Raw genomic sequence first — 16,488 nt, 5'->3', positions numbered from 1 at the left:
AGAGCTCATAACTTTTTGCAAAGATTGCTTTCTTAGCTTAATTTAGCAAGGATTTCTGCAAAGTTTGTTTCGATATCTGCAAAGCTGACTGAAACTTCTTCACGTGTTTTATTATTTTTAACAGTGACTTGACCTGCTTCAATTTCGCTTTCACCTAATGTGATGACTGTTTTAGCATTGAAAGCGTCAGCTGATTTGAATTGTGCTTTAATCTTGCGTCCAAGGTAATCACGTTCAGCTGAGAAGCCTTGGTTACGGATAGCTTGTACCAATTCCAAAGCTTTAATGTTAGCACCTTGTCCCAAGACAGCGATGTAGGCGTCCATTTCTTTTTCAACTGGCAATTCAATACCTTGTTTGTCCAAGATAAGAAGCAAACGTTCAAGACCAAGTCCAAAACCAAATCCAGGTGTTTCTGGTCCGTCAAAGTATTCAACAAGGCTATCGTAGCGACCACCTGCACAGATTGTCAACTCAGATTTATCAACAGTTGTGATGAATTCAAAGATAGTGTGGTTGTAGTAGTCAAGTCCACGAACCATATTAGTATCAATTACATATGGGATGTTAAGTGTTTCAAGCATTTCACGCACGGCATCAAAGTGAGCTTGACTTTCTTCATCAAGGTAATCAAGGATTGATGGTGCATTTTCAACAGCTACTTTATCTTCTTTTTCTTTTGAGTCAAGAACACGAAGTGGGTTTTCATCCAAACGACGTTGGCTATCTGCTGACAATTTGTCACGCATTGGTGTCAAATAATCAATCAAAGCTTGACGGTAAGCAGCACGGCTAGCAGCACTTCCTAGAGTGTTCAAGTGAAGTGTCACATCTTTAATCCCCAATGTTTGGAACAATTGGTAAGCCATAGCGATTGTCTCAACGTCTGTAGCTGGATTTGCTGAACCAAAGCACTCAACACCGACTTGGTGGAATTCACGTAAACGACCAGCTTGTGGACGTTCGTAACGGAACATTGAGCCAATGTAGTACATTTTAACTGGTTTTTGAACTTCTGGTGCAAATAATTTATTTTCCACAAAAGAACGAACCACTGGCGCTGTTCCTTCTGGACGCAAAGTGATATGGCGGTCACCTTTATCATGGAAATCATACATTTCTTTTGTTACGATATCAGTTGTATCACCGACTGAACGACTGATAACTTCGTAATGTTCGAACATTGGTGTACGAATTTCACTGTAGTTGTATTTTTTGAAGGTTTCACGTGCAACAGCTTCGACATATTGCCATTTAGCGCTTTCGCTAGGTAAAATATCTTGTGTTCCTTTAGGTTTTTGTAATTTCATAAATAAGATATACCGGCACCAAATTTTTGCAAATTCAGCCCATTAATTCCTTTCTACTATTGTAGCTATTCAATCACTCTTTATTTTATCATAAAAAGGGCAGCTAAAGAAGAAGGGACTATTTATTTTTCGTATTTTATTAAAGCCCAACTTGCCTGAAAACGTTAAATTGCCAACTTTTTCAATTTTTTTGTCAAGTAACTTTACTTTACAAAAAAGATATGTTATTATGTTAAAGTTGATTCAAAATCAAGAACAAATTAAAAATATTATCGGAGGAAATAAAACATGGCAGTACCTGCACGTCACACTTCAAAAGCGAAGAAAAACAAACGTCGTACACACTACAAATTGACTGCTCCATCAGTTAAATTTGACGAAACTACTGGAGATTACTCACGTTCTCACCGTGTATCACTTAAAGGATACTACAAAGGACGTAAAATCGCTAAAGCAGCTAAATAATTAGAAGGGAGATACCATGCGCGTAAATATTACACTTGAACACAAAGAATCTGGTGAACGCTTGTACCTTACTTCAAAAAACAAACGTAACACTCCAGACCGTCTTCAATTGAAAAAATACTCACCAAAATTGCGTAAACACGTAATCTTTACTGAAGTAAAATAATTGAATACAGAAAACACTTTAGCATTTTGCTAAAGTGTTTTTTATTGTCCTTCAAAAGATGATATAATATTACCTAAAATACTTAAAGGGATGTGGAGATATGTTCGCACTTATTATGACGTTGGATGATAACCTACAAGCGACTATTAAAGAGTTTTGGAAAGAGCTAAGTGATGCCCAATTATCTCAATATGCTTACGAAGTAACAGATAGAGAGCCACATATTACCTTAGCATCATTTGACGAAGGCACCACCAAAGACGATATCATAAAAGGACTAGAAACTTTAACACTTCCTGATAAGCCAATTAATATTTCGTTTACATCTATTGGTTCTTTTATTAATGCCAATATCATTTTTCTTAGCCCTATAAAAACTCCGCAGATGAGTAAACTTCATTTTGACATCCATCAGCAATTAAGTGATTATCTCAGCAAGGACTCACTTTACTCACCAAATAACTGGGTTCCACATCTTACAATTGCTAACCGAATTGCTGAAGATAAGATGGCTAAGACTTATCATTATTGTCTGAAGCACTTATCACTTTCTGAAGGAAAGATAATGGGAATAAAACTAATTTCTATTACACCTGACAATCAAGTTCAAGATATTTTTCAAAAAACATTCTCATAAAAACAATCTCCCCCAAGTAAGAGCTTGAGGGAGATAATTTTTATTGTCTAAACTAATTAGTGTTATAATGAGGAAAAAGTTTATTTGGGGAGGTTTTATGAAAACTAGTCAGGATAAAAGAGGACCTGTTCTCATTTTTTTAGTGTTGTCTATTTTTTTCTTTATGGTTGCTGCGGTATTTGGCAAATCGTTATCGACTTTTGGTCTAAAAATCATCTTATGCGGCTTCTGTCTTACCCTTCTTGGACTTCTTGCCTCTGCCTATCGGTATGAGTGTGAAAAATTTTCCAACACAGATGACATCACGCGCTTAAGAACACTTGGTGTCTCTATTAACCCTCATAGCCTTGCTGGTAAAGTGATTTATGTGCTATCTATCACTTTAATCATTGCAATTTTATTAATTATCCTCTTGTTATTATAATTTTTGTCAAATCAAAAGTCTACCTAGCCAATAAACAACAATTCCAATTCACTGAAAGCCGACATAAACTTGAAAAATTCCGTTTTGTCGATTTTGCCACACGAACTAACGAAAAAAACTAGTCAGCCAAAAAGCTAACTAGTTTTTATTGTCGACATTTCCGATAAAACATCACGCTTAGTAACATCACGATAAAGATACATACTGCAATTACCGGAGCAACTAGTAATGTTTCTACTTGGCTCGCTTCTGAAACCACGCGAACATCTCCTTTAAGATTTGCCACACGATGACCTCGAACCAACAAACGATGAGTATTAATCCCGTAAGGCGTACATGTCGTTAAAGTGACATAATCTTGATCGGGATCAACACGTAAAGCTGACACTTCCTGCGGAAGCACCGTCAATATTTGATCTACTTGATAAGTCAACGTTTCATCTAAAACCTGAATTAAGAATATATCTCCTTCTACCAAATGATCAATATCTGTAAACAATCTTGCTGACGGCAAGCCTCTATGACCAGAAACCACCGCATGACTACCTTTTCCTCCTATAGGAAAAGATGTTCCCGGAATATGACCAATAGCTACTTGCAAAACAGTCTCGTCTGTCCCGTGATAAATAGGAAGTGTGGTATTTAACTTTGGTATCTCAATGTAAGCCATAATCCCTGATTTTGATACCTTGAAAGTTTCATTGTAAAGAGTCTTGTCGTACCCACTTACCTGTAAACTCGGTGTCACGTTTTGAGGAAGTTTTTCATTATAGACACGCGCCTCTTCTCGCAAACTATCCTTTTTACTCTCTTCCATATCCTCAACATCTTGCAAATAAGAAGCTACTGCTTTTGACTGATGAAATGAATTCCAATAATCACTAACTGTCGGATACAAAACCAAGGACAAACCAACTAGTAGCAAACTAATCAATATAGCTGTAGCAAAATTCTCTTTGAATTTTCTAAATCGCATTACATTTTTCTTTCTAAAACATAGGAAAGGGAGTGATAGTAAGTAATCACTCCCAACATCAAGTTGACAAGGTTGTAAACAAGAACTTTACAAAAATAGTCCTTGGTGTAAAGTGTTAACGCTGATAAATAACCTTGCCGATTGATTCCCTATAGCAATTCGTTACTTAGTATCCATACGTTTTTTCGTTACTAACAAGATACCAGCAACCAAAATAAGTGCCGAACCTAGCACGTAAAGAAGTGCTGTTCCTCTACCACCAGTTGATGGAAGAGTTGCCCCTTTCTTATTGACAACATCCGTTGACAATGAACCTTCAGTCACAGCTGAAGTAAAGGTAATGTCACCACTAGCAGCATTCCCAGACAAAGATGTCAATGCAGGGGTGTCTGATAAGACATCATGTTCTGCAGTTACTGTGAATTCAACATCATCAATTTTATTGTAACCATCTGGGGTGGTTGTTTCTGAAAGTTTGTAAACACCATCGTCAAGACCTGAGAAAGTAAATGTTGTTGCTTCACCAGCTGAGATTGTCTTAACTTCCTTCCAAGCATCAACCACTTTTTTGAAAAGGGTGAATCCAGCACCTGCCAAAGGTTTACTATTTTCGTCAACTTTGTTGACAACAACTTTATAAGTAAAGACAATGACCGTGTCTTCTGGTGTTTCTGTCGTGCTACCAGCAGTTCCTCGGCTATTTGGATTGTTTGAATAAATTAATTTAGCCGTATTTGGATTTCCTTCCTTACCAACAACAGCACTTTTATTAAGTGTGGCAGTATATTCAACCACAATTTTAGATGAAGCTGTAACACCTGAGATAGCTTTTAAATTATCAATCTTAAAACTTAATTCATTAGTAGTTTCAACAGTAAAGTTCTTTGTAACATCGTCTTTTTGATTACCATTTATAAGATAAACTTTAGCATCTTTATTGTATGTCAAACCACTTGAAAGTGTATCTGAGATTTCAAAATAATAATTGTCGTAACTGTTAAAGTTACTTGGTAAAGTTGCTGTCAACTGAAATGGGACGTCATCATCAAAATCATAGTCAGCAGAATCTTGCCAATCTGTTACTTCACCCGTAGTATCATCTGTATCTTTGACCTTTTTCTCTAGTGTAGGAATATCAGTCTTTGGTGTTACAGTAACATTTCCAACAACTTCTAAGATATAGTTAGTGTAGGCTTCATTACTACCAACTGTTTTATTTTGCACAAGATAATAACCAGCAGTAAGTCCTGTTAAACCGCCGGGATTTTGAAGGTATTTACCAGCCTCTTTCGCAAATTCTTCTGCCTGCGTTGCTGAGAAGCCTTCTGCTCCAATCACCTCAGCAAGAGCTGCAGCAGAACTCACTTTGTATTTTTCTTGTAAAGCAGTTCGACCTGCTTCTGTAATGCCATCTCCCCATTTAATATTTGAAAGAGTTTTTCCATCTTCTGATAACGTTCCTGTAAAAATACGGTATGATTCATAAGTACCGCTACCTGCGTTATCAACAGTAATGTCATAAGCTTTTACTTTGCCTGCTGAAAAGGCAAAAACAAGAGCTAGCAAGGTTGCCAAAAATAATTTAAGCTTTTTCATCATAAGTCCTTTCCTTTAAATCAATATAAATATTTATTTACTTCAAGGTAGTTACTCGTCTTCGTTAAGCAACACCACCTTTGCCGTATATAAATGCTATCAACATCCCTACAACAATCAGTATGCATATTGCTCCAAGAGCGTAGTACCAAATATCACCTTTACCACCCGTTTTGGGTAAAGCGTATCGTTTCTGCGCAGTATTTTTCATAACAATAAGAGCCGAATCTGAAGCCAAGGCAAGAGTCGATGGTTCTTCCGATGCTTGAGCTCCATTATCATAACTAATGTCAAATCCACTAGTTGCATGCTCTCGAACATAGTAAGTATAAGTAACAGTCTTTTGAGCATCTGTTAATGGTAAATTAGAGTAAGTTTTTGTCCAATCATCTGAATGACTCATAGTCTCACCAGACTTATAAAATGTCTCCGTTCTTTCTCCATTTTCCTTTGTTGCGACTTGTATCACATCGTATACAATCGAACCGTCTGCACTGCCTATTTCCTGACCATCTGCATCGAACCATTGCTTTTTAACCGTAAGATTAATAGTCTTGGCTTTTTTATTTTCAACAAAATCAGAACCATTATTTTCTGAGAGATTGGTTAATTTGGAAATGGTTATCGGCAAAGCCGAAAAACTACCATCCTCATCCCAATAGAAATAGTGTTTAGAAGGATTATCTGGCAACTCGTATCCTGCCGGAGCTTGTGTCTCCTTAGCATAGTAAATCTGATCTTCTTGATAGTTACCCGAAGAGTAGACAATAGAGATGAGACCTTTGGCATTTGTCTGATAAGTCGTCACGATTTCATCGTTACTATCATCTGAGTCACCGTCATATTTATAAACAGTAAAGACTACTCCTTCTAAATCTAAACCAAAATTATCCGCATCAACTTTGCTAATAATATAAGCTTTCTCAGTATCAAATCCAGAACTTGTTCCCGTTCTTTGCCAATGAACTGTCGTTGTGGTGTGATCTGAGCCATTTGCTACGCCTTCAAGCGTCGCCGTATTGTGAGGATAATAATAAGCGGCAGCATCTTCATTTGGTTTTGTTAATTGATAAGAGTAATCAAGAATATAAGCCTTAGAATCTTTCATTGTCACCACTAAGGTGTGATAATGATTGCCCCACCCATCATCTGTTGAACTTATCTTCCAAGCCCATTCGCTGGCTGGAACTTCAGTACCATCAGTGTAGTAAAGTTTCACTGAATCTTGAATAAGATATTCAGAAATCACATTTGACCAATTATGCATAACATCCGTCAAAGTTATCGTGTCTGAGCCTTCAACTAAATCATCTGCTTGAAGATTGATTGACAAGCTGTAAGTCAACTGACGTTTGGCATTATCCCATTCACCTGATTTAGCAATTGGTTTAACATCAGGCGTTGTAGAGTTCCCCTCATCTGAACTAAACGTTACTTCTTGCGTCTGATTATCTGAGCCATAATCCTCACCATTGACTGTAACAGAAACATTATTTGTGAGAGATTTAACTAACTTAGAACTGCCTTCTGTAAAATCATCATAGTGAGTTGTAAAAGTCATCCAAAAATCACTGTTCCCACCAATGTTGTTCTTTAAACTCTTGCCATCAGTCGTCGTGAAATCTAGCGTTACCACACCATCACTTGAAACTGTTCCGTTTAAATCAATGTTATAGGTTCCCCAGCCGTTACTTCCTTGTGTCAAGTTACCGCTATCAAGATTAGCCTTAATTTGTCCCCAGCGTTGACCATATGATAGACCTGTTAAGCTAATACCTTCTGGCAAAGTATCCGTCACTACCATACTTGTAGCACTATCATCTAACTCAACTTTGACCATCCAAGTAACCGTTCCGTCTGCACTTGTCGTTTTAGTTGTCCCAGAATTACCATGGCCATCAGTTTTGACGACGTTAGAGTCCTTACTATAATTGTACTCCGTACTAACACTGTGAGTTCCTGATATGATGTGATTACCATAACGTTGATTAGAACTCTTCTCCAGGCTAATCATTGATCTATAATGAATCATGACATCCTTTGAAGATGTTTTATCAGCTTTTAGAGTCACTTTAAACTCTGTATAGTGAACATTATCTCTTAAATGACTGTAATCCGTATAATCAGAATAAGATTGACGTGCCTCTAATGTAAAATTGTTCTTTCCTAAAACTTCTTCTAATCGGTGGTAAAGATCTTCCAACTGCGCTTTAGTGTACCAATGAACATCAGCGTTTGGACTCCACGGATCTTTCAATGTATCTGTAAACACTGTCCCCTTTTTAAGCACTCCTGAGTTTGGCATTTTTATCTCAACATCCCAAACCACTTCTCTGACACCTGGTTCAGATAACTCCATGACCTCTGACACTTCTTTGGTAATATCTCCTGTTCCTGGAAGAGTTACCTCTGCTTCCTTAATCGTTTGATCGGTCGTTGTTAACGTTTTTCCATCATCATCTAAAACAACTTTATTCGTTATCTTACCAGCATCCCAACCAGCTGTTGTCTGATCAACAGGCGTCGTATAAGTAATCGTATAACTGTTCGTATTGTTATTGTTCGAAAGGGCGCTAAATCGAATGCCTGAAATTTTTCCATTTTTGTACTCAATAGTTGCTCCAGCTTCTGATGAAATTGTTATGTTACCTGCTGAAGCTAACATATCATCGATCAACACGGCACCGGCAATATCACTTTGCCCCTCATTGACTCTAATCGTCCAAGTAATCGTGCCATCAGAATCGTTGTACTGTCCTTTTTTATTAAGTTGATTTAGAGCTAAAGTTACTTGAGAACTACTTGTATGTGACTGTTTATCACTTGTATCTGTCTGCGAACTTGCACTCACCATATTATTTGCCGTAACTGATGAACCAGCTGTTAAACCAGAAATCTTATAACGGTAAGTAATGGTATAAAAGTGCCCAATAACATTACCAGCTGAATCTGTTCCCCCAGATATTAACTGTGGAAGCATCATGTTCAAAGTCTTATTTGAGACATCAAAATCATAAGAATAAGCTTTAGATGGAAGAGTTTCTGTTGAAGTAACATTACCACTATTTCCAGCATAAGTTGATTTACTGACAGTAACAGAATCAATAGCAGCCAGAGAAATACCTGATGCTTTCAGAATATCTTTGATATCAATTGAACTTGGTGTGCCAAATTTTGAATCAACCTTAACAGTATAAGTCAAGTAAGGCGTATCGCCATCGTAAGTAACCGAACCTGATTTAGATGTTGTTAAATCGTAATTCTTTTTAATATCATTTTCTGGAATGGTCACGATAAGGTCATCCGAATAAATCACTTGATAACTCCCATCATTTTGCTGATAGTCACTACCATAGGTCGCATCGTATTTTATCCAACCTTTTGACTGTGTGCCATCGGTAATATCATTGACATAACTCTCAATAAAAGCAATCAAGATATAATATTTTCCTGTGACTTCGTCATAAACAAAGCGATAAGTATAAGCATCAACTTGATTCGTATCCTTGCCGATATATTCTGTCCCAAGATTTATATCTTGCCCAATAGCCGAGCCTTTTGGCAATTCAAGATAGTAATACCTATCTGCAACCAGATGAGCCTTAGAAATCGAGTAATCCAATTCCAAATCAACTGTCAAAACTTTTGTTGCTAAATTTTCTTCAACAGTTTTTTCATCATAAGAATAACCCGTTAAGTATTCTGTAAAATCTGCATAAGTTACCTCAGCTAAGGTATACGTAGAAAAGGAATCCGACTTAAAGCCAATACTTTTAACATTTTCTGAACTGTCCTGCTCAATATTGGTGTCACTTTCGTGCGTCAAATCTTCTACATGGTTGATATCATTACCAATGAAATGATATAACTTCCAGCTGCTTTGCAACTTCGAACTAGTTATCGCAGCATTGAACTGCAAGGAAACAGTGACTTCTTTTTGAGGTTCAACCTCCTGACCAGATGCATTTCTAAAAGAAATGTCATATGACAATGCCTTAGATAAGCTCTGCTTTGTTTCACGTAAAACGGTCGACAATCTTTGATTAATTTCCTCTGTGGTTCCTACTGATTGAACCTCTAAACTGACTGGCTCCGCAAAAGTTCCTGCCGTAAAATCTACTGTAACCACAACATTATCAGCACTTGCTTGTAAACGTCCAGATTGAGAAAACTGCTGATTTACAGAATCTTGCTGCTCATTTAATTGTTGTTCAGTATTTGAACCTTCTACTTGAAGGCTTTCTGCTGAACTTTCCTGCTGAGATAGACTAGTCTCATCAGAAACACTTTCTGTCCTTTGCATCACCACCGAATGATTCTCTATACTGATTGTCAAAGCAGGTAAAATCAAAACATAGGTCGTTCCAAAAACAAGGACAATTGATAATGCTAAAGCAATCTTTGCCATAACACTTTCTTGAACCCTCCGCTTAACTCGTGCCGTCAGGTTGACCCACAGCCTTTTCATAAGAACTCCTTTCTCACTGTAAATCCTTTGTTATTCAATACTTCCTAAACGCGATAATAGCCAGCTGGAACCTGATAAAGAAAATCAATAATGTTTTTGTGGACCCTTTCATTTCTTGAGTAACTAAAACCCTATTCATTCCGATAACAAATCCTTTTTCGTTTCTAATAACTCCTAACAAACTCCTAGGCTTAATATGACAGCCTTTTTTAACCCGATCTCCTTTTTTTCGAATTAATTTTATCCTCATATCTAGCAAAAAGCTATCATTTTTTATTTACACTCCGTAAACCCAAAAACAATAAAATTAGAAAAAAGATAGACATAATGTTAATTTATCAATGTTTACAAGGTGTAGATTAGCTAGAATAGGCAATTATCTTTCTTTTCTAATAATGAGAAAAACTCTTTTGTTTTATGGTAAAATACAAACTATCATTGGAGGAAAACACTATGGCAAGATACACACGTGAAAAAATCATAGGTGCCTTTTTCGAATTAGTCGCAGAAACTCCCCAAAAGACAAACTTTACCATCTCTGAAATTGCATTAAAAGCTGGTGTTTCTAGACAAGCGATTTATCAGAAACACTTTAGAAATTTTAATGAAATTATCACTTATGTCGACGACTACATCATCTGGGAAATTCGCCAGTGGTGTCGTCATTATGATAAAGAAAAAGATGGCAATCCCTTGGATTATATTGCTGATAACCTGCTACCTTTTGTCTACGATAAAAGAGAACACTTAAGACTCTTACACACAGCTGCTATTACCCAACCATTTGAAGATACCATCGTATCTACCTACACTGAGTGGGCAATAGACATCATTCGTCCCCAAAGCGAAACCTTTAATCTCCCCAAAGACGTCTTAACCAAAATTATCGTGGAACAAATTGTTGTTATCATCAAAACCTGGCTCCTTCAAGAAGCACCTATGCCACCCCAAGAATTTAAAAAAGACTTTTTAAATTTAGCAAAAGCCCCTTTATATTCTTATTACACCATGGAAACACAAAAAAGCTAGAGACTAAGTCTCTAGCTTTTTGATTTTTTACACTCTATATTTTTATAATATATAAAATTTTTATATATTATGCTTGACTTTTCGATTAAGCTAATTTATAGTTTATATATAAAATAATTATATATAAAAATTTTATATATTGTCGGAAAGGAATTTGCTATGTATTTTCCAACTTCTGCGACGGTTATTGAATTTCTTATTCTAGCTATCGTTGATAAAGAAGATTCTTATGGCTATGCCATCAGTCACACAATTAAAGAGGTGGCCAACATTAAGGAATCTACACTTTATCCCATCTTAAAAAAACTAGAAAAGGCGGGCTATTTGGACACCTACCAACAAGAATACCAAGGTCGCAAACGTAAATACTATACCACTACAGAAAGCGGTAAACAACAGCTCGCCTTTCTAAAGGGTGAGTGGCAATTGTATATCACAAAAATCGATGACATTGTTGAAGGGAGATTAGAGGATGACGAAAAGTGAGTATTTGGCAAAACTAGATAAATACCTCAAAAAATTGCCAAAAGAGGATTATCTGGAAGCAATGGACTATTTCAGAGAATATTTCGATGAAGCTGGTCCTGAAAACGAAGAAGAAGTTATTGCTGAACTTGGAGCACCAAAAGATGCAGCTCATGATATTATCAGTCGATTACTCGATGAAAAAATCGTTGAGGATGAAAAATCCCCTAAAAACAGAGCTGTCATTATCTGGATTGCTATCTTAGCTATTCTAGCTAGCCCAGTTGCCCTACCACTCATTTTGGCGCTACTTATGGTTATTATTACCATTTTGGCGATTGGGATTGCCATTATAGCCATGGTACTAGCTCTAGGAGTTGCCCTTTTAACATCTGGCGTTTACATGTTGGTTGACAGTTGGTCTTACCTCAGTATCGCCCCATCAACGACAGCCTTGGGAGTTGGCTTAGGACTTCTATCACTCGGATTAGCACTACTAGCTCTTTTAGCTGCTGGTGCTGTTGGGAAATTCGCAGTAAAAAGTATCAGCAAATTAATTCAAAAAGCGGCAAGTAAAAGGAGAAAATCATGAAAAAGTGGACAAAAATTGTTTTAGGTATCGGGATTGGAGCTAGTTTAGCCGGAGCCGGGCTAGCTGGAATTGGTCTAGCTACTGGAGGTTTAACAAAACTCAACCAAAAATACGAAGTGAAAGCTAAAATCAAACATCATAAAGCATCACTTGAACCATTTGATAAAATTGATATCAATGCAACAGCTTTTGATGTCACAATCACAAAAGAAAACATTGACAAGCCTTTTATCTCCTACTCTGACAGTAAAAAACTTCCTGTTTCCTACCAAGTCACTAAAGATGGGACATTAGCTGTTAAACAAACAGGCAGCTGGAATGGTAACCACAGATCTTCCATTAACCTTATCAGTTTAGCTGACCTTATTAACCTAGCGAAAACTGGGACAGTAACCAATAAACATACCATTATCATCTCTGTTCCCGAAAATACAGATATTCAGTCCATCAAAACTAACCTAAAAGTTGGTGACCTCCAAGTAAAAAATATCCATGCTAATTACGCTAATGTCGAACTCAACGCTGGAGATTTGGATTTTACCAATTGTACCTTTAAATCAGGAAAAAGCACTCTTTCTGTTGGGGATGCTTACTTCCAAGATTCTGATTTTACCAACTTCTCTCTAACAACTAACACAGGTGATATTGATATTGAAAATGGTAAATTAACCGACTCAAGTATTAACCTTTCAATCGGAGATTTTTCAGCCAATGCTATTTCATTTGAAGGTATAAATAACTTATCTAATTCAACCGGCGACATCGACATCACCTTAGCTGATAAAAACCTTACTGTCCAATCAAGCCACAGTATGGGAGACAGTGATATCTCAAGTTCCCTAATTCCTTCAACCAAAAACATCCTAAAAGTTGACGGTAATACCGGTGACATTACTATTAATTAAACTAAAAAGGTGCCGACACGGCACCTTTTTTATATCTTAAAATAAAAATGTTAACAAGGCTAAAATAGCTAAACCACCTTGTTTAATAATAATTTTTCGATCAGCAGTCACACTACCATAAAGAGCTGCCAGAACAACATTCAAAAGGAAAATGACCACAACAGTTGCATTTCCTGTAAAGATACCGTAAAGCAAAAAGACAGCAATCAAACCATTATAAATTCCTTGGTTTTTAAATAGATTGGTTACAGATTCACGTTGCAGCTCTTCTTCTGACATGTTAAAGACACGCGCTGTTGCTTTAGACTGTGTCGCAAATGTCTCTAAATACATAATATAAAAATGTTCCAAAGCTACTAAAGCAGCTAAAATCAGTGTAATAATTGACATATTTTCTCCTCTTTCTCAAAATCTACAGATTTTACACACCTGTAAACTCATCGTAAACGTTTCTAAATTAATCAACTTTTGTTAAGTATACAAAAGCTTAAGACATTCTTCAAATGATTTGCCTACAAAAAAACAGAGGATAGGAAACCTATCACTCTGCATCTTGTTTTCTATAAATGACAAGACCTAAGACCATGAAGGCAAGAAGGAAACCAGTTAGAACAGCTACTTCTTTGCCATTTGAGCATGTCATTGAAATTGTTTGACGTAATCCAGTAACAATGTATGACATTGGCATATATGGGTGAACGACTTGGAAGAACTTAGGACTAAGTTCAATTGGATATGAACCACCAGCAGAACCCACTTGCAACAGCAACATAATCAATGAAGCGAATGAACCATAGCGATTATCCCAACCGACTAATGCTGTTACAAGAGCCATCAATGTCCAACCACTCAAAATAATGAAGAGTAGTGTTTGCCAACCGTAGTTAGCTTCAAATCCGAGGAATTGAATAGCAGCGTAAAGAATTACTGAACCTGCTGTTGAAATCAAACCATTGATGAACAATTTTTGTTTTGCCCACTCAAAGCGATTCTTAACAGGACGACCTGATAATGAATCTGCAAAGATAACATTTGTTGAAAGAGCGACAACCATAAGTGATACAGCAATCATGTAAGGCGCCATACCGATACCATTTGTTTTCACGCTATCTTTATCTTTAGCAGCTGTAGATACCGGAGCAGAAACCATTTTCGCATTCTTACTATCTACTGAAACTAATGATAATTGATGACTAGCATCAGATAATGAACTTGTCAATGTTGTCAAGCCATCTGTCAATGTTGTCAATCCGTTTGTCAATGTACCACTACCAGTAGCCAATTTGCTTGAACCAGCAGCCAATTCTTGTGCTCCTGATTGTAATTTCTTAGCACCACTATTTAGCTTATCATTGTTTGAAGCTAACTTGTTAGCAACATCAGCTGCTTTCTTAGTACCGCTTCTTAACTCATCACTTTTAGAATCGAGTTGGTTAGCGCCATCTGTTGCTTTTTTAACACCGCCAGCTACTGCCTTACCACCGCTCACTAATTCTTCATTTTTCGTAGCCAAAGCTGTTGTTGCAAATTCTGCTTGAGCAAGACCATTACTTAATTGAGGGCTATTAGCAACTAGTTGTCCTAATCCAGATTGTAAAGCACTAGCACCAGCAATTAATTGAGCATTATTAGAAACAAGTGCATCGCTACCTGAGCTCAATTGAGAGGCCACAGATAGTAACGGTCCATTATTACCAACTATTTGGTTAGCTCCTGTAGTTAATTGTTCCACAGCTGCTGTATAGTTAGAAACACCTGAAGCATAGGCTGAAAGTGCTGTGTCTGAGAAACCAGCTTTAAATTGTGTCAAACCATTTACTAATTGTTGACTTCCTGCACTAGCAGTTGAAGCATTAGCTTTTAAGGTAGCTACTTTATCAAGAAGAGCTGATAAATTCGTTAATTGTGCTGATAAATCTTGAAGTGAGGCAAGCTGTGTTTGAATACCTGAAATTTGACTTGTTAAATTATTGGCAGTTGTTGCACCAGTACTATTAGTGATAGCAGCATCAATTTCAGCTTGTTGTTCTGGGCTAAGACCTTGGTAAACAGACGTTGACTGTACTGCTGCCAAGTCTGAACTATTAATGGATGAAATCGCTGAACTCATCGCAGACAAATTTTGTCCAAGTTGATTTAGATTATTAAGATTTGCTTGTAATTGTGAAGTGTCTGGCAAGCTTGTATTATTTAGTTCATTTTGAATGGCTTGTAAGCCGTTATTTAGGTTAGTCGCACCTGCGATTAATTGATCTAGATTATTGCTACTTTCTGTTTGTAATTGATTAATACCATCAGTTAAGTCTTTAGATTTAGCATTTAATTGAGTCAAACCAGCTGAAAGCTGACTTACACCATCTGTATATGATGTTACTGCTGTTTCAAAGGCTGATTGAACTGCTGAGATTTTTGAGACACCATTTGTATAGGCTGTCAAACCTCCTGACAAAGCATTCATACCAACCGATGCCTGATTAACACCGCCTGCATACACATTAAAACCTTGCGTCAATTGAGGCATTCCCTTAGCGACTTGGCCTTCAACAGTGGTATACTCTGACACACCTGCTGATAATTTATTAGCACCAGCTAGTAACTCTGGTAAACCAGCTGATAATTGTCCTACACCATTTGTGTATGCTGACACACCTCCGGAGAGTTTATCAAGACCAGGTGCTAATTGTCCTACACCGTCTGTGTACTCACCTAGGCCATTGACAAGTGTTGTTGAACCATCAGCAAGTTGTTGGCTTCCTGATGCGGCTTTATTAAGGTTATCAGTAATAGTTTGGCTACCTGATTCAAGTTTTTGACTACCATCAACTAATTGATTACCACCATCGCTAGCCTTTTTCAAACCATCTTGCAAGTCTGTCATGCTCTTGAAGACAGCTTTTGTATAAGTCTTTATGATATTTTCTGAAACGCTATCTTTAAGCTTAGTCATTGCTGATTCACTCATTTTTGAGGCAACCACACTACGACCAGCTGTTGTTTGATACTTAATGTTTAATTTCTTCGGATTATCCGTTAATAAGCTAGAGGCTTTCTCTGACAAATCTTCTGGTAATGTGATAACCATGTAGTAATCGCCATCTTTTAAACCTTTATCAGCTTTTTTCTGGCTGACAAAATGATAATCAAGAGCTTTATTTTTAGACATGCTGTCTACCATGTCATCGCCGATTTTTAAAGTTTTATCATTTAGCGTTGCTGACTTATCCTCATTGACAACTGCCACTGGCAAATTCTCTACATTTCCATAAGGATCCCACATAGAGCCTAAGAATGACAAGTTATAAAGAGCTGGAACAAGCGCAACCCCAATCATTGTTACCCAAAGTTTGGGACTTTTAATAAGTGCTTTTAATTCTTCTAACATATTTTCTCCTAATTTAGACACACTGTTCAAAAATTATGATAAAATATATTATACAAGGATATGAAATAATTTC

14 protein-coding genes and 1 pseudogene are annotated in these 16,488 nt (G+C 36.9%); 9 read left to right on the top strand and 6 right to left on the bottom strand.

From position 1 onward, the window contains the following. Positions 1 to 32: 32 nt before the first annotated feature. On the bottom strand, positions 33 to 1,310 hold the full coding sequence (hisS, locus tag E0E02_RS02790; RefSeq protein WP_039696129.1) for a histidine--tRNA ligase: 1,278 nt from the start codon (positions 1,308 to 1,310) through the stop codon (positions 33 to 35). A gap of 288 nt (positions 1,311 to 1,598) precedes the next feature. On the opposite strand from hisS, the gene rpmF reads away from it, so the two are divergent. From rpmF to E0E02_RS02765, 5 genes and pseudogenes are all read left to right on the top strand, one after another. Continuing rightward, positions 1,599 to 1,775, top strand: a complete 177-nt coding sequence (gene rpmF / locus E0E02_RS02785) for a 50S ribosomal protein L32 (RefSeq protein ID WP_003066947.1) — start codon at positions 1,599 to 1,601, stop codon at positions 1,773 to 1,775. A gap of 16 nt (positions 1,776 to 1,791) precedes the next feature. Continuing rightward, complete coding sequence (gene rpmG, locus E0E02_RS02780; RefSeq protein ID WP_002262412.1) at positions 1,792 to 1,941, top strand: 50S ribosomal protein L33; 150 nt, start codon at positions 1,792 to 1,794, stop codon at positions 1,939 to 1,941. Between the two features lie 100 nt (positions 1,942 to 2,041). Next, positions 2,042 to 2,578 carry a 2'-5' RNA ligase family protein gene (locus tag E0E02_RS02775; RefSeq protein ID WP_133017785.1) on the top strand — a complete coding sequence of 179 codons (537 nt, stop codon included), beginning with the start codon at positions 2,042 to 2,044 and terminating at the stop codon, positions 2,576 to 2,578. 97 nt (positions 2,579 to 2,675) lie between these two features. Beyond that, on the top strand, positions 2,676 to 3,002 hold the full coding sequence (locus tag E0E02_RS02770) for a hypothetical protein (protein ID WP_133017784.1): 327 nt from the start codon (positions 2,676 to 2,678) through the stop codon (positions 3,000 to 3,002). Then, positions 2,999 to 3,124, top strand: a pseudogene (locus E0E02_RS02765) (trehalose operon repressor); the annotation flags it as partial. The gene E0E02_RS02770 and the pseudogene E0E02_RS02765, both read left to right, overlap by 4 nt. Positions 3,125 to 3,147: 23 nt before the next feature. Here the strand turns inward: E0E02_RS02765 and E0E02_RS02760 are convergent. The 3 genes from E0E02_RS02760 to E0E02_RS02750 form a co-directional block, all read right to left on the bottom strand. After that, entirely contained in the window at positions 3,148 to 3,978 is an 831-nt protein-coding gene (locus tag E0E02_RS02760; RefSeq protein WP_133017783.1) for a class C sortase, read from the bottom strand. A gap of 162 nt (positions 3,979 to 4,140) precedes the next feature. Next, on the bottom strand, positions 4,141 to 5,574 hold the full coding sequence (locus E0E02_RS02755; RefSeq protein ID WP_133017808.1) for an isopeptide-forming domain-containing fimbrial protein: 1,434 nt from the start codon (positions 5,572 to 5,574) through the stop codon (positions 4,141 to 4,143). 64 nt (positions 5,575 to 5,638) lie between these two features. Next, on the bottom strand, positions 5,639 to 10,042 hold the full coding sequence (locus tag E0E02_RS02750) for a SpaA isopeptide-forming pilin-related protein (protein ID WP_133017782.1): 4,404 nt from the start codon (positions 10,040 to 10,042) through the stop codon (positions 5,639 to 5,641). Between the two features lie 453 nt (positions 10,043 to 10,495). Here E0E02_RS02750 and E0E02_RS02745 point away from each other — a divergent pair, with 453 nt between their 5' ends. From E0E02_RS02745 to E0E02_RS02730, 4 genes are all read left to right on the top strand, one after another. Beyond that, positions 10,496 to 11,071, top strand: a complete 576-nt coding sequence (locus E0E02_RS02745; RefSeq protein ID WP_133017781.1) for a TetR/AcrR family transcriptional regulator — start codon at positions 10,496 to 10,498, stop codon at positions 11,069 to 11,071. A 159-nt stretch (positions 11,072 to 11,230) separates the two neighbouring features. Next, complete coding sequence (locus E0E02_RS02740; protein WP_133017780.1) at positions 11,231 to 11,557, top strand: PadR family transcriptional regulator; 327 nt, start codon at positions 11,231 to 11,233, stop codon at positions 11,555 to 11,557. Further along, positions 11,544 to 12,128, top strand: a complete 585-nt coding sequence (locus E0E02_RS02735) for a DUF1700 domain-containing protein (protein ID WP_074603159.1) — start codon at positions 11,544 to 11,546, stop codon at positions 12,126 to 12,128. The genes E0E02_RS02740 and E0E02_RS02735 overlap by 14 nt, the downstream gene beginning before the upstream one ends. Then, positions 12,125 to 13,033 carry a DUF4097 family beta strand repeat-containing protein gene (locus E0E02_RS02730; protein WP_133017779.1) on the top strand — a complete coding sequence of 303 codons (909 nt, stop codon included), beginning with the start codon at positions 12,125 to 12,127 and terminating at the stop codon, positions 13,031 to 13,033. The genes E0E02_RS02735 and E0E02_RS02730 overlap by 4 nt, the downstream gene beginning before the upstream one ends. Before the next feature lie 36 nt (positions 13,034 to 13,069). On the opposite strand, the gene E0E02_RS02725 is transcribed toward E0E02_RS02730, so the two are convergent. Together E0E02_RS02725 and E0E02_RS02720 are read right to left on the bottom strand one after the other, a co-directional pair. After that, entirely contained in the window at positions 13,070 to 13,423 is a 354-nt protein-coding gene (locus E0E02_RS02725) for a DUF1304 domain-containing protein (RefSeq protein WP_074965511.1), read from the bottom strand. A gap of 151 nt (positions 13,424 to 13,574) precedes the next feature. Then, complete coding sequence (locus tag E0E02_RS02720) at positions 13,575 to 16,415, bottom strand: YhgE/Pip domain-containing protein (RefSeq protein WP_133017778.1); 2,841 nt, start codon at positions 16,413 to 16,415, stop codon at positions 13,575 to 13,577. Between the last annotated feature and the right edge of the window lie 73 nt (positions 16,416 to 16,488).

The sequence above is a fragment of the Streptococcus sp. KCJ4932 genome (genome assembly GCF_004352745.1).
Taxonomy (GTDB): Bacteria; Bacillota; Bacilli; order Lactobacillales; family Streptococcaceae; genus Streptococcus; species Streptococcus ruminicola.
This window is presented reverse-complemented; position numbering and strand designations above follow the sequence as displayed.